24 protein-coding genes, 1 tRNA gene and 2 pseudogenes are annotated in these 19,537 nt (G+C 60.9%); 10 read left to right on the top strand and 17 right to left on the bottom strand.

Annotated elements, in window-relative coordinates:
• Positions 1-129: 129 nt before the first annotated feature.
• From JQ632_RS34530 to JQ632_RS34515, 4 genes are all read left to right on the top strand, one after another.
• A complete protein-coding gene (locus tag JQ632_RS34530) occupies positions 130-1,176 on the top strand; it encodes a TRAP transporter substrate-binding protein (protein ID WP_212407195.1) in 1,047 nt (348 codons plus the stop codon).
• A 157-nt stretch (positions 1,177-1,333) separates the two neighbouring features.
• A complete protein-coding gene (locus tag JQ632_RS34525) occupies positions 1,334-1,915 on the top strand; it encodes a Spy/CpxP family protein refolding chaperone (protein ID WP_212407194.1) in 582 nt (193 codons plus the stop codon).
• 168 nt (positions 1,916-2,083) lie between these two features.
• Positions 2,084-2,159: transfer RNA gene (locus JQ632_RS34520), tRNA-Lys, on the top strand.
• Between the two features lie 963 nt (positions 2,160-3,122).
• The gene (locus JQ632_RS34515; protein ID WP_212407193.1) at positions 3,123-3,470 is read left to right on the top strand and encodes a DUF6481 family protein; all 348 of its coding nucleotides are present in this window, start codon (positions 3,123-3,125) and stop codon (positions 3,468-3,470) included.
• An 892-nt stretch (positions 3,471-4,362) separates the two neighbouring features.
• Here JQ632_RS34515 and JQ632_RS34510 read toward each other — a convergent pair.
• The 8 genes from JQ632_RS34510 to JQ632_RS34475 all read right to left on the bottom strand — a co-directional run bounded on the left by JQ632_RS34510 (position 4,363) and on the right by JQ632_RS34475 (position 11,084).
• Positions 4,363-5,562 carry an IS256 family transposase gene (locus tag JQ632_RS34510; protein ID WP_212407192.1) on the bottom strand — a complete coding sequence of 400 codons (1,200 nt, stop codon included), beginning with the start codon at positions 5,560-5,562 and terminating at the stop codon, positions 4,363-4,365.
• 166 nt (positions 5,563-5,728) lie between these two features.
• Positions 5,729-5,950 (bottom strand): hypothetical protein, encoded by a 222-nt coding sequence (locus JQ632_RS34505; protein WP_212407191.1) that lies wholly within the window; start codon positions 5,948-5,950, stop codon positions 5,729-5,731.
• Positions 5,951-6,003: 53 nt separating this feature from the next.
• Positions 6,004-6,876 carry an NAD(P)/FAD-dependent oxidoreductase gene (locus tag JQ632_RS34500; RefSeq protein ID WP_212407190.1) on the bottom strand — a complete coding sequence of 291 codons (873 nt, stop codon included), beginning with the start codon at positions 6,874-6,876 and terminating at the stop codon, positions 6,004-6,006.
• 40 nt (positions 6,877-6,916) lie between these two features.
• Positions 6,917-7,948, bottom strand: coding sequence for a sensor histidine kinase (locus JQ632_RS34495; protein WP_212407189.1), 1,032 nt, complete (start codon positions 7,946-7,948; stop codon positions 6,917-6,919).
• Between the two features lie 356 nt (positions 7,949-8,304).
• Positions 8,305-9,003: a hypothetical protein gene (locus JQ632_RS34490; RefSeq protein WP_212407188.1), complete on the bottom strand. Its 699-nt coding sequence runs from the start codon at positions 9,001-9,003 to the stop codon at positions 8,305-8,307.
• Positions 9,000-9,416 carry a phage holin family protein gene (locus JQ632_RS34485; RefSeq protein ID WP_212407187.1) on the bottom strand — a complete coding sequence of 139 codons (417 nt, stop codon included), beginning with the start codon at positions 9,414-9,416 and terminating at the stop codon, positions 9,000-9,002. The genes JQ632_RS34490 and JQ632_RS34485 overlap by 4 nt, the downstream gene beginning before the upstream one ends.
• 38 nt (positions 9,417-9,454) lie before the next feature.
• The gene (locus JQ632_RS34480; RefSeq protein WP_212407186.1) at positions 9,455-10,084 is read right to left on the bottom strand and encodes a hypothetical protein; all 630 of its coding nucleotides are present in this window, start codon (positions 10,082-10,084) and stop codon (positions 9,455-9,457) included.
• Positions 10,085-10,091: 7 nt separating this feature from the next.
• A complete protein-coding gene (locus JQ632_RS34475) occupies positions 10,092-11,084 on the bottom strand; it encodes a DUF3618 domain-containing protein (RefSeq protein WP_212407185.1) in 993 nt (330 codons plus the stop codon).
• A gap of 1,137 nt (positions 11,085-12,221) precedes the next feature.
• Here JQ632_RS34475 and JQ632_RS34470 point away from each other — a divergent pair.
• From JQ632_RS34470 to JQ632_RS34455, 4 genes and pseudogenes are all read left to right on the top strand, one after another.
• Positions 12,222-12,542 carry a PepSY domain-containing protein gene (locus JQ632_RS34470; RefSeq protein ID WP_212407184.1) on the top strand — a complete coding sequence of 107 codons (321 nt, stop codon included), beginning with the start codon at positions 12,222-12,224 and terminating at the stop codon, positions 12,540-12,542.
• Between the two features lie 30 nt (positions 12,543-12,572).
• Complete coding sequence (locus tag JQ632_RS34465) at positions 12,573-13,193, top strand: general stress protein (RefSeq protein ID WP_212407183.1); 621 nt, start codon at positions 12,573-12,575, stop codon at positions 13,191-13,193.
• Positions 13,194-13,266: 73 nt separating this feature from the next.
• Positions 13,267-13,722 (top strand): YidB family protein, encoded by a 456-nt coding sequence (locus JQ632_RS34460; RefSeq protein ID WP_212407182.1) that lies wholly within the window; start codon positions 13,267-13,269, stop codon positions 13,720-13,722.
• Between the two features lie 26 nt (positions 13,723-13,748).
• Positions 13,749-14,011, top strand: a pseudogene (locus JQ632_RS34455) (GlsB/YeaQ/YmgE family stress response membrane protein).
• 68 nt (positions 14,012-14,079) lie between these two features.
• Here JQ632_RS34455 and JQ632_RS34450 read toward each other — a convergent pair.
• The 7 genes from JQ632_RS34450 to JQ632_RS34425 form a co-directional block, all read right to left on the bottom strand.
• Complete coding sequence (locus tag JQ632_RS34450) at positions 14,080-15,141, bottom strand: glycosyltransferase family 4 protein (protein WP_212407181.1); 1,062 nt, start codon at positions 15,139-15,141, stop codon at positions 14,080-14,082.
• A gap of 9 nt (positions 15,142-15,150) precedes the next feature.
• Positions 15,151-15,285 carry a hypothetical protein gene (locus JQ632_RS40155; RefSeq protein ID WP_283817756.1) on the bottom strand — a complete coding sequence of 45 codons (135 nt, stop codon included), beginning with the start codon at positions 15,283-15,285 and terminating at the stop codon, positions 15,151-15,153.
• Positions 15,279-15,488 carry a hypothetical protein gene (locus JQ632_RS34445; RefSeq protein WP_212407180.1) on the bottom strand — a complete coding sequence of 70 codons (210 nt, stop codon included), beginning with the start codon at positions 15,486-15,488 and terminating at the stop codon, positions 15,279-15,281. Before JQ632_RS34445 ends, JQ632_RS40155 begins: the two co-directional genes overlap by 7 nt.
• Before the next feature lie 143 nt (positions 15,489-15,631).
• The gene (locus tag JQ632_RS34440; protein ID WP_212407179.1) at positions 15,632-16,045 is read right to left on the bottom strand and encodes a hypothetical protein; all 414 of its coding nucleotides are present in this window, start codon (positions 16,043-16,045) and stop codon (positions 15,632-15,634) included.
• Positions 16,046-16,145: 100 nt separating this feature from the next.
• Complete coding sequence (locus tag JQ632_RS34435) at positions 16,146-16,487, bottom strand: DUF1236 domain-containing protein (RefSeq protein ID WP_212407178.1); 342 nt, start codon at positions 16,485-16,487, stop codon at positions 16,146-16,148.
• Positions 16,488-16,845: 358 nt separating this feature from the next.
• Entirely contained in the window at positions 16,846-17,091 is a 246-nt protein-coding gene (locus JQ632_RS34430) for a hypothetical protein (protein WP_212407177.1), read from the bottom strand.
• A gap of 67 nt (positions 17,092-17,158) precedes the next feature.
• Positions 17,159-17,422, bottom strand: coding sequence for a hypothetical protein (locus JQ632_RS34425; RefSeq protein ID WP_249152745.1), 264 nt, complete (start codon positions 17,420-17,422; stop codon positions 17,159-17,161).
• 105 nt (positions 17,423-17,527) lie between these two features.
• Between JQ632_RS34425 and JQ632_RS34420 the strand changes: the two genes are divergently transcribed.
• On the top strand, positions 17,528-17,884 hold the full coding sequence (locus tag JQ632_RS34420) for a PRC-barrel domain-containing protein (RefSeq protein ID WP_212407176.1): 357 nt from the start codon (positions 17,528-17,530) through the stop codon (positions 17,882-17,884).
• 100 nt (positions 17,885-17,984) lie between these two features.
• Here JQ632_RS34420 and JQ632_RS39820 read toward each other — a convergent pair whose 3' ends face one another.
• Positions 17,985-18,377, bottom strand: coding sequence for a hypothetical protein (locus JQ632_RS39820; protein WP_249152744.1), 393 nt, complete (start codon positions 18,375-18,377; stop codon positions 17,985-17,987).
• Between the two features lie 415 nt (positions 18,378-18,792).
• Between JQ632_RS39820 and JQ632_RS34410 the strand changes: the two genes are divergently transcribed.
• Positions 18,793-18,999: a cold-shock protein gene (locus JQ632_RS34410; protein WP_212407175.1), complete on the top strand. Its 207-nt coding sequence runs from the start codon at positions 18,793-18,795 to the stop codon at positions 18,997-18,999.
• Positions 19,000-19,171: 172 nt separating this feature from the next.
• Here JQ632_RS34410 and JQ632_RS34405 read toward each other — a convergent pair.
• Positions 19,172-19,537, bottom strand: a pseudogene (locus JQ632_RS34405) (ROK family protein); the annotation flags it as partial.

Genomic DNA, 19,537 nt, shown 5'->3' with positions numbered 1-19,537 from the left:
AGCTGTATACCAGCCCTGCGAACGGCCAATAGCGCGTACGCCGGCTCCCGGTTAGGGTGCCGGCGTCTTTCGTTTCGGACGCGCTGCATCCTGCAAGCCGTGTCCCAAATAACAACAAAGGGAGAGATTATGGGCAAACTCACATTTGCAGCGTCCATTGCCGGCCTGTCGATTGCGGCAATGGCCTTCGCCGGGTCCGCCGCGGCGCAGTCGCCTATCATCATCAAGTTCAGCCACGTCGTCGCCACCGACACGCCGAAAGGCAAGGCGTCCGAGAAGTTCAAGGAGCTCGCCGAGAAGTACACCGGCGGCAAGGTGAAGGTTGAGGTCTACCCGAACTCGACGCTCTATAAGGACAAGGAGGAGCTCGAGGCGCTTCAGCTCGGCAGCGTGCAGATGCTCGCGCCGTCCAACTCCAAATTCGGCCCGCTCGGCATCAAGGAGTTCGAGGCCTTCGATCTGCCTTATCTGCTCCCAGACCTGAAGACCCTGCGCAAGGTGACCGAAGGCCCGCTCGGCCTGAAGCTGCTCAAGCTGCTGGACGCCAAGGGCATCACCGGACTTGCGTATTGGGACAACGGCTTCAAGCAGATGAGCGCCAACAAGAAGCTCATCGCGCCGGAGGACTACAAGGCGGTCAAGTTCCGCATCCAGTCGTCGCGCGTGATCCAGGCGCAGTTCAAGGCGCTCGGCGCGCTGCCGCAGGTGATGGCGTTCTCCGAGGTCTACCAGGCGCTGCAGACCGGCGTCGTCGACGGGCAGGAGAACACCTGGTCCAACATCTACACCCAGAAGATGAACGAGGTGCAGAAGTACATCACCGAGACCAACCACGGTTACATCGGCTACGTCGTGATCGTGAACAAGAAGTTCTGGGACGATCTGCCCGCCGATATCCGTGGCCAGCTCGAGAAGGCGATGAAGGAAGCGACCGACTTCAACAATACGCAGTCGCAGAAGGAGAACGATGACGCGCTTGCCGAGATCAAGAAGAGCGGCAAGAGCGAGATCATCAAGCTGACGCCGGATCAGGATGCGGCGATGCGCAAGGCGATGCAGCCGGTGTACCAGGATGCCGCGGGCCGTGTCGGCCAGGCGCTGATCGACGAATTCCTGAAGGAAAGCCAAAAGCGCGACGAACTGACCTCGCGCCCGGCGAGAGGTAATGAAAGATGAACGAAGGGCCTCTGCACACCTGCGCCGAGGCCTTTCTCGTTGTTGCGAATGATTTCAAGCTGCGAACGGCGGATTACATCTTGGTAAGGCGCACAGTTGTAAGTTGAATACGGGGCCTGCCGCGCTCATCTTCAGGCAACCTGATGAGGAGGTTCGTATGAAGAAGTTCGCCATCGCCGCCATCGCGGTCCTGAGCATCGCGGGCTCCGGCGCCGTCTACGCGCAGTACCATCGCTTTCACGACCGGATGCACCACATGCGCATGAATCCGGAAGACCGAGCCGCCTTCGTCGATGCGCGCATAGCCGCCGTGCATGCCGGGCTGAAGCTCAATGCCGAACAGGAAAAGCTGTGGCCGCCGGTGGAGGCCGCCGTGCGGGATTTCGCCAAGCTGCGCATCGACCGGGCGAATGCGCGGATGAACCCGCCGCAGGGTAGCGCGGACATGCCGGATGATCCGGTGGCGCGGCTGCGCCAGCGCGCCGAGGACATGGGCGCGAGCTCGGCGGCCCTGAAGAAGATCGCCGACGCCGCCGACCCCCTCTACAAGACGCTGGATGACGCCCAAAAGCGCCGGCTTGCCGTCTTGACCCGCCACCGGGGTCCATTCGGCGGGGGCGAGGAGGATAGGCATCACCGCTTCATGGAGCGCGGCATGGACCGCATGATGGAACGCGGTATGGACCGCTTCCATGGCGACCGGGATGCCGGGCCGGACCGGGACAGCGGCCGCCTCTGAGGGGACCGGAATTTCACGGGAAAGAGCCCTGTGAAGCCGCTGGAATCCAGCGGCTTTTCGCGTTTTGGGAGGCTCGGACGAACCCTTGGAAAACCTTGGCCACATCGCTTGCCATCGTCAGCTTTGCTTGCTAAACGACCGGCCTCGCAAGGGCGTTCGCCGCCTTTCGGGCGCATAGCTCAGTTGGTAGAGCAGCTGACTCTTAATCAGCGGGTCCCAGGTTCGAGCCCTGGTGCGCCCACCAAAGAAAGTCTTTGGTTTCCAATAGCTTCGCCAGATGTTTGTTGAGAACAGAACGAGTCTCGTGCGACGTTTTTTATGATCGGACGTCGCCAGGCTGGATTGCCGCGCGACTTTTCCTTTGTTTCTGCATCTTCTCCTTGCTTATGTATCTTCACCCCATTCGATACAGCGGCGCAGATCCGATGGTACAGGTCGATGACGTGCTCGTCGTAGAATAGGATGTTGGGGCGAGCAAAACGGACAATCTGTTCTGTCCGTCGCCGCTGCTGCAGAACCAGAAACGGCTAACTGTTAATCCAGCGCAAGGCGCTGGAATCGATCGGATCTGCAGGAGCTTGCGCTTCGTAGACCAGCCGGCATTTCGAGCACCGAAGTGTTCGACGCTCCAATCCGGGCCGGCCCGCTACAACGTGCAGGGTCTCCATGCGGGCGCCGCAATTGGGGCAGCGCGGACGTACGGTCTCGCGTGGAGAAAGCTTGTTCGTGAGTAGGGCGTCGGGCATGGCACTCCCTTGTCACGGCGGGAGCACGACACTCTCAGTCACCGACAATGCCACGAGCCGGTCGATGATATGGCAGCCCTATCCCTAATGCACCCCGCCGTATACCGCGAATGCAGACGGAAAGGCGGCGATATGTCGCCAAGAGGGAGCGCCGCAGGATATGTGTGTGAAGCAGCGCCGCCACGCCCAGAGGCAGATTAAAGATGCAGGTCGGCTGACGCTTGAGCAGCGCGCTTGGTCGCCGCTTGTGATCCGGACTGAGACATCGGCTCTCCCGAACTCACTTGCACTCGAAACCGAATTAGGTCACATCGCAGCCAGTACATGGGCCGCCTTACGCTTTCCGGCGCTGCATATGTATAGGCACACAGCTCCTTGGCTCATGCTGGGACAGATTGTCCACGCCGGCACGGTGGCAAAGCCGATCGCCTCATCAAAGGTGGAACGCAAAGCCTTTTTCAATGGCTGGATACAAAGAACCTACCTTCGTGGATCGGCATAATGCGGCGCAAGAAGCCAGAAGGAATATCCTGGATAAGTTCCGCAGCCGGCCTGGACCCGACGATCTTGTGGTGAAAGCGCGGCAGGCCGAGCGCCAAGCGTTCGCCGCCGCGCGCGCCAAGGTCAGTTCGGCGCGCGAGGCCGCAAAGGCCGAGCGTAGCCGCCTAGCGAATGAGGCCAAAGTCGCTGCCGCAGCCCAGCTGTTGCGCGAAAAACAAGAGATCGCAATGCGGCAAGCAGCCATCGAAGCCCAGCAGAAAGCTGCACGCGACGCGCGTTACGCCGCGCGAAAGAACAAGAAAAGATAGGAGGCGCGGGTCCGGCGTTGGTGGGCGGGTCATCAACCCGAGGCGTGCACACTCCAGAATGGAATCCCTTTGATGAGAGAAGGGGAAGCGGCTTCCCACGCAGCGCAACAGGGTACGTTCTTTGACGACCCGAAAGGGCCAGAAGCGGAGGCCGAGAGAATCTCCGCCACGAGCGGTTTTCGATAATTGAAAGGTGCGCGAGTCGATCGGGTCTGGGGACGGGCGGTGGCGGTCCACTGGCTCGACCTCCGGCTCCAGGGCTTCGTGGGCCCGACCCACGAGAATGGATTTCGTGGTCCTTCAACGTGCGTCTCTAAGAGCGTAAGAGCTGAACTCGCCAACGGCTCAAGAACTGGCTCATGCGAAGGACTGGATGAGGTATCGCAGGTCTGGTTGGTGTGGGGAAAGGCGGTAGCGCTCCAGCGACTCGAACCCCCGACATCTCGCATGCATCGATCTCGAACGTAACGCTGTCTCGCGCGACTCGTCGGCGTGGCGCTATTTGGAAATGGCTCCTAAGCTATTGATACTGCTGACGCGTGTTTTTGACGTTTTTTCCAAACGCGCGCTGAAATCATTGAATAATCAAGCAGGTTTTGATTCCGCCATTCGGAGTTCGATCCGCAGCGGCTAAAACGATAGCCAAAGCCTTGAGCTCGTTACGTACAGAATGCCGGTAGGCGCAGGCCCTTAGGACGCGTTTGGAAAGCGCTGCAATCCATCACCAACGGAGTTACGAAAACCGATATGGGCCTGCACTATATCGAAGCCATCTGAGGGGATGGATCTCGCAACTTTCCAGAACAGCTACGTTGCGCTCGACGCGATCGTGTCCCTGAGCATGGTGTAACTGGCGGTGGGACACCGCGTTCGCCGGCGAGAGCCGGACTGGTCAGCTGGCGATAGCCGGAAGGCTGACGGTTGGATCATCGCTCAACGGCGCGATGGTTTCCAGCGTCATGTAACGGGCCCGCTGGACGGCCCATTCATCGTTCTGCTCAAGCAGGATCGCGCCGATGAGGCGGGTGATAGCATCCTCATTGGGGAAGATGCCGACCACCTCGGTTCTGCGCTTGATCTCGCCGTTGAGGCGCTCGATCGGATTGGTCGAGTGCAGCTTGGTGCGGTGCTGCGGCGGGAAGCTCATGTAGGCGAGCACATCGGTCTCGGCCTCGTCGAGGAAGCCGGCAAGCTTGGGCAGCTTGGGGCGAAGCTGATCTGCGACGCGGCGCCACTGGGCCTTGGCGGCCTCGGCATCGTCCTGGGCAAACGCGGTGGCGATGAAGGCGGAGACGACGCGGCGGCCGCTCTTGCCGGCATGCGCCAGGGCGTTGCGCATGAAGTGCACGCGACAGCGCTGCCAGGTGGCATTGAGCACCTTGGCTACGGCGGCCTTGATGCCCTCATGGGCATCGGAGACGACCAGCTTGACGCCGCGTAGCCCCCGGCGGGCGAGCTTGCGCAGGAATGCCGTCCAGAACGTCTCGGCTTCGGAGGGACCAATATCCATGCCGAGAACCTCGCGCCGGCCGTCACTGTTGACGCCGACCGCGACAATCACGGCGACTGAGACGATGCGGCCATTCTGGCGCACCTTCACGTAAGTGGCGTCGATCCACAGATATGGCCAATCCCCCTCGATCGGGCGGCCGAGGAACGCCTTCACCTTGTCGTCGATCTCGCCGCACAGCCGGCTCACCTGGCTCTTGGAGATGCCGCTCATCCCCATCGCCTGCACCAAGTCGTCCACCGAACGGGTCGAGACGCCTTGCACATAGGCTTCCTGGACCACGGCGGTGAGCGCCTTCTCGGCCATGCGGCGCGGCTCCAGAAAGCCCGGGAAGTAGGAGCCCTTGCGCAGCTTGGGAATGCGCAGCTCGACGGTGCCGGCGCGGGTCTCCCAGACCCGGTCGCGGTAGCCATTGCGCTGGACCAGACGCTCGGGAGTCTTCTCGCCGTAGGCCGCCCCGGTCTGGCTTTCGACTTCCAGCTCCATCAGCCTTTGGGCGGCAAAGCCGATCATCTCGCGCAACAGATCGGCATCAGGGGTCTTCTCCACGAGCGTGCGGAGGTTCATCATCTCGCCGGTCATCGGTGGTTCCTCGAATCAGGTTGGTGTCAGCAACCCGACCCTACCGGCGAATCATCGATGACCACCGCAAAGCCGCCCGCCCGCTACGGCGCTCTTGGTGGGCGCGCGTGCGGGCGGCTTTGCTCTACCGAGCTACACCATCACTCGGGACACGACCTTGTGCTCTCTAGCCGCCTACCAAGCGCGGAAAGAAGAGGGTCTCTTCGGCTGTCGGGTCAAACGCACGAACTAAATCGACTTCGCCCGGTCCCTTGCGCGTCGCTGCTGTAAATCCCTCGCCGGTCAGTTCCAGAAAACGCCGCTCGGCCTGAGATACCGATTCAAGATCGCACCGCTCGAATTCATGTCGGCTGTCACCATTTGCGTCCATGATGATTTGGATAGCCATCGCGCTCCTCCTCGTCCCCCGCCTCTGCAACAGAGGGCGCTGTACTCCTGTTCCTATTTTGGATGAGGATTCCGCGGTCCTGGTCGTTGGAAGGCAAGAACGCGACAGGCCACCACCGTAGCCACCGCGACGAGGAGCACCTCGCGCGAGACGTCCCCCGCAACATATAAACCCGGAACGCTGCTCTCTTCGGTGTCAGGATCGGTGATGACACCTCCTTTGGCGTCTCTCTGGCAGCCTAGGCGCTCGGAGAGATCAGACGCCTGGTGGCAGCCCGTCGAGAAGAACAAGCCTGAACGAGCGAGGTCTGGCCCACTCTGGAAGGCAATATTCGTAAGCTCTCCATTTGCACCGTCCAGGGCGCGAATAGGCTCGGCACGAAGCGAAATGCGAGCGCTCACTTCCGTGCCGTCGCTGCAGGCCACGACATCGGCCACCCAGTGCTTCATCATGATGGCAAGCTCGGCGCCCCTGTCTCCCTTGCCATAAGCGGCCACGGGCTTGCCCGCATATTCAAGGCCGTCGCAATAGAGACAATGATGGACCGAAATCCCATAGTGGGTTTCAATGCCGGGCAGTTTCGGAACATCGTCGACGAGGCCCGTCGCAAGAAGGACTTTTGAAGCGGTGCCGTTCGTCCCGTCCTCGCACAGAAACGCGAAACCCCGCTCGGTTGGCTGGATCTTGCTGACCTGCGCCCTTAGCACCGAAACCGACCGGTAGCGGGTCAATTCGAGACGTCCCTCGTTCAAAAATGTCGAAGGCGATCGTCCTTCCCATCCGAGCAAACCGTGAATCGCGTTCGAGCGCAAATTACGTTGATGCCCGGCATCGCAGAGCAATACCGTACGGCGGCACCTCCCCAGGATGAGTGCGGCGCTTAGCCCCGCGGGACCGCCGCCGACGACGAGAACATCGACATTCATAAGAAGCCCTTCAGTTGCAAGCTTGAAGCCGTGCCTGCGGCTAGGCTGCGGTCACCGAGAAGGAAAGTTCGCAAACCAATCCTTCCGGCCGCCATCGCCGGGTGACCCGTCCTCGCAAGGTGCCGATGACGCCATCGACCGCGCCGACGCCGAACCCCTTGCGCGTGGGCTCCTTGATCCGAGGACCTCCGCTCTCCGACCAGCGCAGCATGAGGGGCGCGTCTGTACCCGTCTCCCAGCGGATCTCTAGCCGGCCCGAAGGCGTGGACAGCGAGCCGTACTTGGCCGCATTGGTCGCGAGTTCGTGCACGGCGACCGCGATAGCCTGCGCCAGGGCGGCAGGCAGGCGAATGTCGTCACCTATGATGCTGATCCGCTCGTCCGCGCTCGCGTACGGTCGGAGCTCTTCCTCGACGATTGTCCTCAGGCTCGCGCCGGTCCAGCGCGAAGCCGAGAACAGCCGCTGTACGTTGGCCAGCGCGCTGAGCCGGCCCTGAAAGGCGGCCTGGAACTCCTTCGCGGTATCGGCCTTGGTGAGGCGCAGCATCGCCTGGATCACCGCGAGCAGGTTGTTCGAACGGTGATCGACCTCGGAAGTGAGCAGCATCATCCGCTGCTCGATCTGCTTGCGTGCCGTGATGTCGACCAGCATGTTCACCGCGCCGACCAAGCGACCGCCTTCGTCGCGCAGCGGCGTTGGATACGGCATGAAGCAAATCCGGGAGCCGTCCGGCCGTTCGGCGACGGCCTCAGCATCGCGAACCGGACGGTTCTCCTTCAGCGCGATGGCCATGGGGCATTCGTCATGCGGCAGCGGCGTACCGTCGGGCAGGTAGAGCTTCCACGTCACGCACCACATCTCGCCGATTTTCGGCGTGCGTCCGGCGAAATCGATGCAGGCGCGGTTGAAGAAGGTGATGCGGCCTTCGGCGTCGGTGGTGTAGATCGCGGCTGGTAGTGCCTGAAGGAGGTCGCGGAAGCGTCTTTCCGACTCCTTGCCGGCGCCGTTTCGTAGTATCGCATGCCGCGCAACGATCTCGCCAACCGCTGCCTCGTCCGAATGTCCAAACAAGTCCAGCCTCGAGTTCCTGAACGGTGGGGGTAGCTCGTGTAATTCCTCAAAGGCGCAATCGTTCCGGCCGCGCGCTCTGGAAGCAAACATCTGGTTTATCAAGCAAGTTGAGCCCCGCATTGACCTGCTCGATCTTATGCTCAAGCTGGTCTTGTTTGGATATCGTTGCGGCCCTTTTGAAGGCTGCGATGAGTCTGTACTTAAGCGCCAGTAGCCGGGAGACGGCGAGGACAGGCCGAAGAGATCCAGAACTCGTTCGTTCGCCGCTGTTCATCGGTCCTCGCTACTCCAGTAAGATTGGCCGATGATGCTGCCTCCTATCGCGTTCCGGCTTTCGTGCAGTCAGCACCATAATGCTACGGAGCCCGTGTTGCTTGGCGAGCCGCATCCACGGCGTCGAGACCAGCTTGCTTTGCGCGATCCAAGGCCTCTTCGCCTAGATCGCCTAGTTCGGCCTTTAGAGTGTCCGAAGCCTCACGTAGACTCTGAGAAACGGCCTCAGAGCGTGTTCCGAGATCCGCCTTTACCTGATCGCTGAATTGCCCCATCAGGTCGTCTTCGAAATGCGACCTGCGAAATACACCCGCCACGGCCGCGCCTATCGCCAAACCGACGACGCCAATCAAAAGAGGTTGCCGTTCCAACGCGTCGGTGAGCGACGACTGCGCCTTCTCGAAGGATTGCTTTCCAGGGAGAGCCTCCCGTGCAGATGAGATACCTTCGTCGAGCCGTTCTTTCGCCTTGCCAGCCGCCTCTGACATCGCGTCGGACGCTCGTGTGCCCGTCCGCCGAACGGCCGCGCCCACGTCGAAAGACACTTCATCCTCGTTCATGTCGGGAGCCGTTGGAGGCGAGCGCTCAAATATGGTTCCGGCCGATTGCACGGCATCTACGACCGGGGTCGCGGCGGCCGTGGCTGATCTTGCTGCTCTTTTGACACCGTCGTTGCCTGCCAGCAGCCAAAGAGCACCACCGCCGACCAGCAGCGCGGCCAGCGGATTTTCCTTTGCGGACGCCATCAGACTGTCCACAAAGCCGGTCTTCGCATTGCTCATCGCACCATTCCCTTCACTGTATCCTTATCCTTTTCGAACTGTCGTATAGTCTCATGTGGTGCTAGCTTCCGTGCGTCGAGCCGATTGATACCAATCGCAAACAACAAGCCGGCGATGACGGCCGCTAAGATGGCGGACGTCAGGTGAGAGACGGGCTGCGACCAGCCGGCCGACACCAACGCGGAGGACAGGGCGAGGAGCAACATCAAGAGCGCGGGAATGACCAGAATAGCTCCACCCGCGATCAGCCCGAATGCGACGCCCATGATTTGCGCCTTCTCGCTCAACTCGGCCTTGGCAAGATCGATCTCGTTCTGAAGCAACTTGGCGAATTGCGACAGTGCGTCACCGAAGAGCTTCGAAGAGGACCGAAGGTCCTGTTGCGTGGTCTTTATATCGTCCTGAATGCTCATGTCGGCTCGCTGCATTATTGAGAAGGGTCCGCCTGATTTCACTCCGTGAAACTTGGCGATGCTTCGGTCGATTGCCGCTCTCGAGATGCTGATGGCCCGCCGGCCCCAGCCTCCGTCTCGCCTGACCCGTGCTCGCCTGTCCTTCGTTTGGAGGATGAAGCGCCGCCCTCGGTCGCTCTTAAAAATCGAACTGCCGCGAAGCCGGCTAGAACAGAAAGCCCGAGAAACGCCGCAGGTTGCCGCTTCGCGAAATCTGTCGCGTTATCGACGAGGTCGCGGAAGTTGCCGTCGCGGATTTTCTCCCCCGCCCCTTGGACGTAATCGGCGGCCGAATTGATTCCTTTGGTTGCGAAGGGTACGTCGATTTCAAAAGCACGCGCGGCCTCTCTGATGTCATCCGAGAAGCGCTGAATGAAGTCCGCACCGGAGTATTGTTTCTGTTGAGCTTGGTCCTGAACTTGGTCTAGAGCGTCGGATGCTACACCCTTTGCGGCATCCGCAGCTTCTTTGGCCTTGTCCCGCGCTGTATCGACCGAGGCTCGTAGTGCCTCTTCGGCGCGATGCCTCATTTCAGCTCCAGCCCCGCCAACCTGGCTCTTGAGCTTTTCCGCAAGAGAGGCGTCTTGATCTTGGGACGGATGCTTTTCAGATGGATTCAGATCGCTCATCACAGCCTCACTTCTGGTCTTTCGTCGGATTGAATGCTGCCGCCACGATGTCGTCGGCAGCCTCTTTCAGCCTGTCGGCGAGCCCTTCAGTCATTCGGCTGGCGTGCTTGCCGAGATTCGCGCCGCTTACGCTCTTGGCCGCGGCGTCGGCTGCGGAAATGACAGCTTCCTTGGCGGTTTCAACGCCTGTCTCCGTCGCCTCACTGGCCGCTTCCCTCACGCGATCACTCGCTTGTCCCATGACCTTGGATTCGGCCCGCGTGGCTGGCAGAGCCGCGGCCAAGACCGCTCCGATTGCGATGCCCAGCCCTCCAATCAGAGCAGCGTTGTCACTAACAACCTGCTTGGCCTTGCGTGTCGCCTGTTCGCTGGCCCCCGCTGCGGATTCCCTCGCGGTCGTGGCTGCTTCGGCTATCTTGTCCTGAGCAGAATCAGCGCCGCCTGAGAGCTTGCCCGTTACGGTGTCGAACGCTTGCTGGGCTTTTCCCTTGAGAGCGTCGGCAGCATCCCGCGCCGCGCTCGTCGCCTCAGCAGCGCTGCTTTCAACCGACGACAAGACGTCAGATGCTTGATCCCGCAAACCCTGCGCGCGCTCCGTCACGCCTTCCCGCAAGGCTTCTGCGTTGTCTCTGATGGGAGACGTCGCGTCCTGGACCCCGCTTCGAACCGTCCTTGACGTCAGTGCAAGGCCTGCACCGATCATAAGAAGTGGCAGGGGGGCACCACGCATCAGCCGCATCAGAGGGACCGCCACGGTGACGCCCGCGGCTACTGCCTGCAGAGGATTTTCCAGTGCTCGTTCCTTGAGGGAATCGATCCAACTTTGGGTCTTATGGCTGACGTATTGCGAGACCTCCGACTTGATATGTTGAGGTGATACCTTGTGACGGATGTCCTCGGCGGTACCGGCTAATTGGTCTCTGAGCTGGTCGACCGTCGCCGCTAGCTGCGCGCGGCTGCGCTCTGACTCGCGCCTCAGCTCCTCCACAGATCGTGTCATCGCTTCGCCTCTTGGATATTCTTAGAATGTTTCGAGGCGAACCCGCGGAGGATTGAATGGTTCCTACACTCAATGTGCCGGCGCGGGGCGAGCTAGTGCGGCCTACCGCCACAGCTCCAAGGCGGCGTCCAGCCGTTCACAGAATCGCTGCTCGTTCTTGATCATTGAGTTATGTACAAAAGTGTACCTTGGCGTTCGCACGAGTGCGAAGGTCGACCTAACAAATGTTGAGGACGAAGTTCACGCGAAGCTCAGAATGTCGCGGCCAGTGAGGCGCAACCATAACCCAGTTTGTGCCGAGTTCCTGGTTTTGATCCTTCGAGGAAGGTTGCGACATGCAAACGCGTCGCCGCATCAAGTACACAAAGGCATTTCACGAGCGCCTTATTGAAGAAGCCCAGTGCTTCAAAGACGCCGCAGCGAAGCTACCGTCAGGCACAGCTAGAGAGCTGCTCCTGCGAAGAGTTCAACAAGCTGAACACGCTTCGAGGATGAATGACTGGCTAGCGGTGCCTGCTCGGCGTTCGAGAGAGCAAGCGCAACGAAAGTCGTACGACATCTACAGGAACGTTCCTGGATCATTCCGTTTACGTGTCGGCGCTTGGCAAACAGGATGGTGCAGACTCATTTGGGATGAGCGTATGCGAGCCTAACTCTGCCCACGCAGAACCTTGGCCCCCGGATTCGCAGATCTAAAATCATGGAATAACTCGGCCGTTGGCCGAGCAACTTTGCGGCCTCACATCCGCTGAACAATCTCTTCATCCAGACAACTGAAAGGCCCCAGTCGGGGGAAGGCAACTGGGGCCTCCAGGAGAAGGCTCTCGCATGTCAGCAAGAACCCGAGCTGAAAAGCCTGAGCATCGCAGCTCGTTCCTCGCCCCGTTACAAATATACGAAACGAAGTCGGATGCCCCAGGGCGAGGCACTCACCGGCGTTTCGTCCCATCGATCTTAACAAAGCCACCGGTTGTCCTGCGACGGCCCAAACTCTTGAGGCCCTGCCGAGACCCGCTGGTTTGTCGTTGCGTCGGAGCGTCCAGCCGCAAATCAAAAGGGACTTTCGAATGCAGTAGGGAAAATTAGGAACCTCGCGGGCCCGGAGCTTGTTGTGAGGGGCCATCACCGGAGGACAATATGAAGAGGACGTTTTTCTTACTGCTGACGGCTGCTGCACTCATGAGTGGTCCGTCGTTGGCGCAAAATCCACCTGCGACAGATCGCCCGAACAACAATGCCATCAACAGTTCCGGCCAGAACAATTCTGATAAGCCGGTCTCAGGCGCCAACAGTTTCACCGAGGGGCAGGCCAAATCGAAGATCGAGGATGCGGGGTACACCAATGTCACTTCGCTGAAGAAGGACGATAACGGCGTGTGGCGCGGGAAGGCCAATAAGGGCGGCTCGTCAACCGACGTCAGTCTGGACTTCCAGGGCAACGTGAACGCGGCCAAGTAGCTCCGCGCATCGAACAGAGAAGGATTTAATATGAGCGTTACGATTTCGCGTCTCTACGATAGCTATGCCGACGCGCAGCAGGCTGTGACGAATCTTGAGGCGGCCGGCGTGCCGCATTCCGATTTGAGCATCGTGGCCAACAATTCCGACAATTGGTACAGCGCCGACAAGAAGCTCGATCGCGACCGGGATGGGGTAGACGATCGTGCCGAAGGAGCCGCTACAGGAGCAGGTGTCGGTGCAGGTCTCGGTGGCGCGGCTGGCTTGCTCGCCGGCCTGGGTCTGCTGGCGATCCCGGGGCTGGGTCCCGTCGTCGCAGCCGGGTGGCTTGCCTCAACCGCGCTCGGCGCAACCGCTGGAGCCGCCACCGGCGGCGTCATCGGCGCCTTGACGCAGGCCGGCGTCTCTAAAGAGGAAGCTCCGCTTTACGCCGAAGGCGTCAGGCGTGGCGGCACCCTAGTTTCGGCTCGCGTGCCCGATGCAGATCGCACACGCTTCGAAACTATTTTGAACCAGTCTGCCGTCAATCTGCGCGATCGCAGTGCAGCCTGGCAAAAGACCGGCTGGAAGAGTTTTGATCCATCCGCCCCGCCGTATGGCGCAGATGATGTCCGCAAGGAGCGCCAACTGTACGGCGCGGGATTGCGCTGATTTTCGGCGGCCCGCTTTGGCGGGCCGTCTTTTTGTCGTCTGTCGATAAGTTACCAAACATTGGAGTTGGAAAATGAGCCGCGGAATGCCCTCGATGACCGCCTTGCTCGGTCTGCTCGCAATCGCCGGATACCAAAACCGCGACAAGCTGGCCGACTTGTTTCGCAACTCCACCTCGGGTCAACCGACAAGCGGAGCTTCGGATTCCTTAAGTGGAATGCTCGGCAACCTCGGCGGTCTGTTGGGCGGCGCTGGCGTGGGGTCCTTCCTCAACGGTGGAATTGGCGAACTGCTGGAGCACTTCAAACAGAGCGGCCAGGGCGATACCGCCCAATCTTGGATCAAACAAGGTCCAAACAGGGAAGTGACGCCGTCCGAGCTCAGGCAGGCCATCGGAGCAGACGTTCTGCAGAAGCTCGAGCAGCAGACGGGCCTCTCGCAGAATGAACTTCTGGAGAGGTTGTCTCGGGTGCTTCCGACCGCCGTCGACAAGTACACACCTGAGGGCCGTCTTCCGGCCGCCGGATAGTCCTCCCTGGTACCAGGAGAAGAACTATGAGCGTTATTTGGACGATTGTTATTGGCTTCGTCGCCGGTGTCATTGCGAAGTTCATCATGCCCGGCGACAAAGAGCCATCCGGGTTTATCCTCACCACGGTTTTGGGCATCGTCGGGGCCTTTGTGGCCAGTTATCTCGGCCAGGCTCTCGGCTGGTACCGTCCCGGAGAAGGCGCGGGTCTGATCGGCGCAGTAATCGGCGCAATCATCGTGCTCTTGTCTACGGCTTGGTGGCCGGTGGGCGGCGCCGGACCATTTAGACTGGCCGCCCTTGGGCCAGCTCTGCGCGCGAGCGAGAATCTTGAAGGAAGAATGAATCGACCCTCCGTTACAGTGCGAAACAAGCGCTCTCTACTTTCGGAGCGGCAGCGGCTATCATCTCGCGGTACTTGCCTTCGTACTCTCTTGCCATTCGTTTCGCGGAGAACCGTTCCTCGAAACGGGCCCGCACCCTTCGTCGGTCCAGCCGGCCCAATTCGCCCACCGCCCTAGCCGCCTGCTCCTCGTTCTCGACGATGAAGCCCGTCACGCCGTCCTCCACGACTTCGGGGACTGATCCCGAGCGATAGGCGATCACTGGCGTCCCGCAGGCCATCGCCTCGATCATGACTAGGCCGAACGGCTCTGGCCAATTGATCGGAAACAGCAAGGCGGCGGCTTCGGCTAGGAATGGCTGCTTGCTCGCGTCGTCGACCTCACCGACGAGTTGGACCTGCCGGCCGTCGATTTGGGGTTCGAGACGTTTCTTGAAGTAGACCGTCTCGCCACGCGGAATCTTGGCGGCGATGCGCAAGGGCTTTCCGGCCGCGCGCGCAATCCGGATGGCGTCTTCTGGGCCCTTTTCCGCCGTGAGGCGTCCGAGAAACGCCAGATACGCTCCTTCCCCGTAAGACGGTCGAAGCAGGCTCGACGGCAGTCCGTGCTGGATCATAGCGATCCAGTTTGCGTCCGGAACCGGCAGGCGCTGATGGTCGGATATCGACACGAAGCCCGCGTCAGGAAACGCCCGCATCACATCTGAAAGCCCCGGTAGGTCAAGCCGACCGTGCATGGTGGTGAGGAACGGCACACGCAGCCGACTGAGCAGCGGAAGCGGCAGCCAGTCGATGTGCGCGTGGATCACGTCGAAGTCTTTCGCGCGCTTGGCGATTGCTTCCAGCAACAGGGTGCAGGCCGCGTTCGGATCGGCGCCCTTCCGTCCGAGACGCAACGCGCGCGGCCACACGGGGTGAAGCTTCCCTTTCGTCCGGGAATCCCCGCTCGCGAACAGCGTAACGTCGTGACCGAGCTCGACCAGCTCATCCACCAGCCATGCCACGACCCGCTCCGTGCCGCCGTAGAGCTTGGGAGGGACGCTCTCGGCCAGGGGAGCAAGTTGGGCGATGCGCATCGATTCCTCCTAAACCGGAAGCACGGAAAGAAAGGCGAGCACGATGGCCGCGGATACCAGCTCCGAGATGGCGAGCAACGTCCAGAAGGGCCTGGCGCTGTCGAGCGCGACCCGCCTGACGAGCCCTTCCGTCGGCCTCAACATTCGTCTTCGGGAAGGCGCTCGAGGTAAGCCAGCCCGAACCACGTGAGTTCTTCGGCGTCGCTCACCCGCGCTTCCCATCTCCATTGCAGATGTCGCTCAAGCAGGCAGCGGCGGCTGTCCGCGGCATCGACGTCGCAATGCTTCGCCCGAAACAGGGACCAGACCGTATCCACGGCCATTCGCAACGGGACATCGTCGACCATGCTCCTGCTCCGACGAGACTTCGTCGAATAGCAACTCGTCTCATTGGCGAGAGTTTCCGTTTTTTCCCTTAGACTTCCGGGCTAGTGGCAGCAGGGCGCGGCTTCCTCGTCATGCGCGGGAAGGCGACAGAGAAGCCAACCGATCACCACGTTCCGCCGAAGAAATCTCGACGATCGAAAGCCAATCGCCTTTCCGGCGTCCTGCGGACCGGTTTCGTGGATCGCTTCGCACGAGGCTTTTCCTGCGCGAATTTCTGCGCAAGCGGCTTCTGCTCCTCAGTCTTCGGCGCCGCCGCCTCCATCATTGCCGCGAAAGCTTTGCGAGAAGATGACTCCGCCGCTTCCGCCGCCGGTGCCATCGGCGCGATGATCTCGGGGCTACGCGTGTCAAGCACGATTCTTTCGGGAAGGTTGCGCGCCGAGCGAATGCGAATGATGGTCTTGTCGAGGTTGGCGGACTGGGCGTGATCGACCGATGCAGGAAAATATCGGTCGGCGGCAAAGAGCAGCGCGGTCAAAAGAAGGCCGACGAAGACGAAGTATTTGATGATCGGCATGGGGCCGCCGCTTTTGTCTAGGATACGTATTTTTCGCCGCGTGCTGCGTCGCGCGACGGCTCGCGGCGGGCCGCCTCCTCCGGGGCCCGCCGCGGTGGTCTTAGTCCACCTCCTGTATGACGGTTCGGGTGGTCGGATCCACCAGCATCAAGCGCTCTCCGGAATAGACGTAGCGGTACTTGGTCAGCGACGGCCCCCATTCGGCCGGCACCGCTTCGAGTTCTACGCCGCTCGGCACCGGGGAGCCGACGACGATCTTCTCGCGCGTCTCGACCGGGCGGATCTTGTGCTCGGTCACGTAGCTCCGAATCTTCGTGCGGTACTCCGGCTCGATCTGCACGGCGGCAGTATGTCCGGTCCCGGTCGTCGTGACGGTGGACTGGGCCAGCGCGCCGGTCGAAATCAGCGCAGCGGCCGCGGACAGCAGCAGCAACTTCCTCATGTCATTCTCCTCGCCGCTGGATGCGGCCGCCGCGAAAACCCCCACTGATGGCAATCGTTCCATTGCGCTTGCCATGCGACTTTCCGCTTTTTCCCTGCTGCCGCCGGAACCGAGCACGGCATCGCGCGATTACATGCGGGCAGATGAGGTCGATCCCATCGCTGCTCTAAGAGAGGAGGAATCATGCGCACGTCAGATATCGCGGAGTTGCGTGAAGAGGCAGGACAGGCAACGAAGCTGCAAGATGAGGCATCGGGCTGGCGCAAACGACTCGCGCGGCCGAAGTACTCGATGAGCGGCGTCCAGGTCGTTCGGCTTCCGAGGCGTCGGCCGCCTCGCCCAGCCGTCGAGGTGGTGGTCAGCCGTCCTTAAGGATCGATTTCACTTCCCGTACGGACCAACTTTCGCCTGCGTGTATGACCCGGACCACGCCGCCGGCGCCGACGAGCGCATGAGAACCGACGTCGCCCTCCGTCGCGACCACATCAAGCTCGATTTCCGGCTTCCAGTTGAGCGTGACGTCGAGATCGCCGGGAAATATCTGCCAGCGCGAGCCGTCGTCGAGTTCGACGATGTGGCTCTCGGAATGCGCCCTGATCTTCATGGCATCTCACGCTTGAAGGCGACCTGATTCCACGCAAGCCGTCTTTGTCACCGTGCATCGGGAATGGTCACTTTTGACGGGACGGCGCTTGGGCGTCGGCCTTGTTCGGATCCGGCTTGTTCGCCTCGTGATGGCCGATCACGCAGCCGGCCGCTGCGCCCAGCTTGCCATGGCCTGCCATGTGGCCGGCAACGCAGCCGACGATGGCTCCCTTGTTGCATCCTTTTGCCTCTATGGCGCTCGAAGAGACGAGAGCAACGGCGACAGAGGTAGGCGCGAGTATGGACTTCACAAGACATCTCCGATGCCGATCCGACGGTTCAATCGCCATGCCGACCGTCAGTTCCTCGCCGTTGTCAGACAGGTGATCGAAAGGAACGAGCAGCTGGCCCGCTCCGTTATTCCACATCGATGTTTCCAAGACGAGGAGGATACGATGGAAACGGAAAGACGTGAAACAGGAACGCTGATCGGTAGCGACAAGGTCGAAGGCACCGCCGTCTATGGCGCCGACGCTCAAAAGATCGGCTCGATCGAGCGCGTCATGATCGACAAAGTCAGCGGCCAGGTGTCGTACGCGGTACTCGGGTTCGGCGGCTTCTTGGGTATTGGAGACGATCACTACCCGCTGCCATGGCAGTCGTTGAAGTTCGACACGGGCCTTGGCGGGTACCGAACCAATCTCACCGCCGACAGGCTCCAGGGTGCGCCGAAGTACGGCAATGACAACGATTGGAATTGGGACGACCCGGGACGGGCCCGAGCTGTGAACGACTACTATTCCGGGTTCTGACCGATGCCGGCGACCTAGGTCCGGCGCACTCACATGCTGTTTGCGGTTGCGGGGACCTGGAGTCCTGGACGCTTCGGGTCCCGCTTCTAGGCTGCTCGAGCTACTGGGCGGCCTCAGTGAGCTTTCCGTCCATCTCCGCACCGCGGGATCTTGGAGTCGGATCGATCTGGAATTCGGCGACAGTCGCCGTGCCCGCGGCGGTGATCGCGAAGAGAACGTTGGGCGCGAGATAGTCAAGGCCGCTCGCGCCCGCGTAGCTAATGTACGCGGCCACGCCGACTGCGATGGCAGCGGCGAAGATCCCGGAGCCGCGATCGAAGATCAGACCGGACAGAAACACACCCGGCAGCAGCACGAAGTATCCGGAGGACCCGGTCGGCATCTGCAGCGCCATCTCCAGCACGGCGCAGACCACCATGATGCAGGCGGAGATGCAGTACCTGAGGAACGCCGGTATCTGGTGCTCCAGCACTAACGGACAGAGCCTGTTCATCCAGCTAAACCGCGAGGGCTCGACGTGCGTTCCCGCGCGGCCCATCCGCGGCGGAGGGGCCGGCTTTCAGAATGAAAAACTGGCGCTCGACGCCGACTGAACCGTCGTTCGCACCGCGTGTCCTGGACATCAGCGACTGAGATCGAACTGAGCAAAAGCGCCGATTCCGCGGGGCCATCGGAAGATACTGAAAGACGCCGCACTGCTTTCCGATCCGTCAAAAGAGGCTTAGCCAAAATGGAACCGGTCATTGCCCTGTCGGCGCGTGCTTTCGCCTCCCTGATCCGGGCATTTTGCCTCCCCGGTGCTTTGAAAAAATCGATTTAGCCCAACTGGCGAGTGTCAGATACCGGACAGACACCACGGCAAAGCCAATAGACATTGGCTTGGTTTCAAATCTGTAGAGGTTGCTAACGTGGCGCTTGGGACTGTGAAGTGGTTCAATCCGACGAAGGGCTATGGCTTCATCCAGCCGGACGACGGCGGCCCCGACGTCTTTGTGCACATCAGTGCGGTCGAGAAGGCTGGCTATACCGCGCTCGCTGACGGCGTGCGGATCAGCTACGAGTTGAAAGCGGGGCGCTCCGGTAAATTGTCCGCGGAAATTCTGCGCGTCAGCTGACAACCGGCGCGTGGATATCCCTTTATAAAATCTGGGGTTCGGCATGTCCCGCGAATGAATGTGGGCGCCTAATGGGCCCGCAAATAAGCACGCCGCCAGGAATAGAGACCTCCTCGATCGATGCGCCTGACCTAGACTTCGACGCGCGATCCCAATCGAAAGAGGGTTAACCTCAGCGTTCGCCCTTGCCGTCGCGGTTGGTGAAGCGCGCGTTGCCGAGCCCCGTGCCGATCGTTAGCACACCCCAGCGCTTCACGTCCCTCATGAAGGGGACCTCGGATAGACCCTGTACCACGCCGTCGTTGTGCATGACGATAGCCGTATCGTGTTCGCCGATCTGCGGGATGGCTTTGGCGAGACTTGCAGGCAGGTTGAACTTGCTGCTTTCCCAGTTGCCGGGCAAGTTCTGCGCCCCCTTCTCGATTCTGCCGTCGCTCTCGATGACGCCAGGACACGCGATGCCGATGAACGGCGCGAGCTTGAATCCTTCGTTTCCGCCTTCGTAATCAGGTCCTTAAGCATCTTGACGAGACGCTTA

Source organism: Bradyrhizobium liaoningense (assembly GCF_018130955.1).
Classification (GTDB): Bacteria; Pseudomonadota; Alphaproteobacteria; order Rhizobiales; family Xanthobacteraceae; genus Bradyrhizobium; species Bradyrhizobium liaoningense_C.
This window is presented reverse-complemented; position numbering and strand designations above follow the sequence as displayed.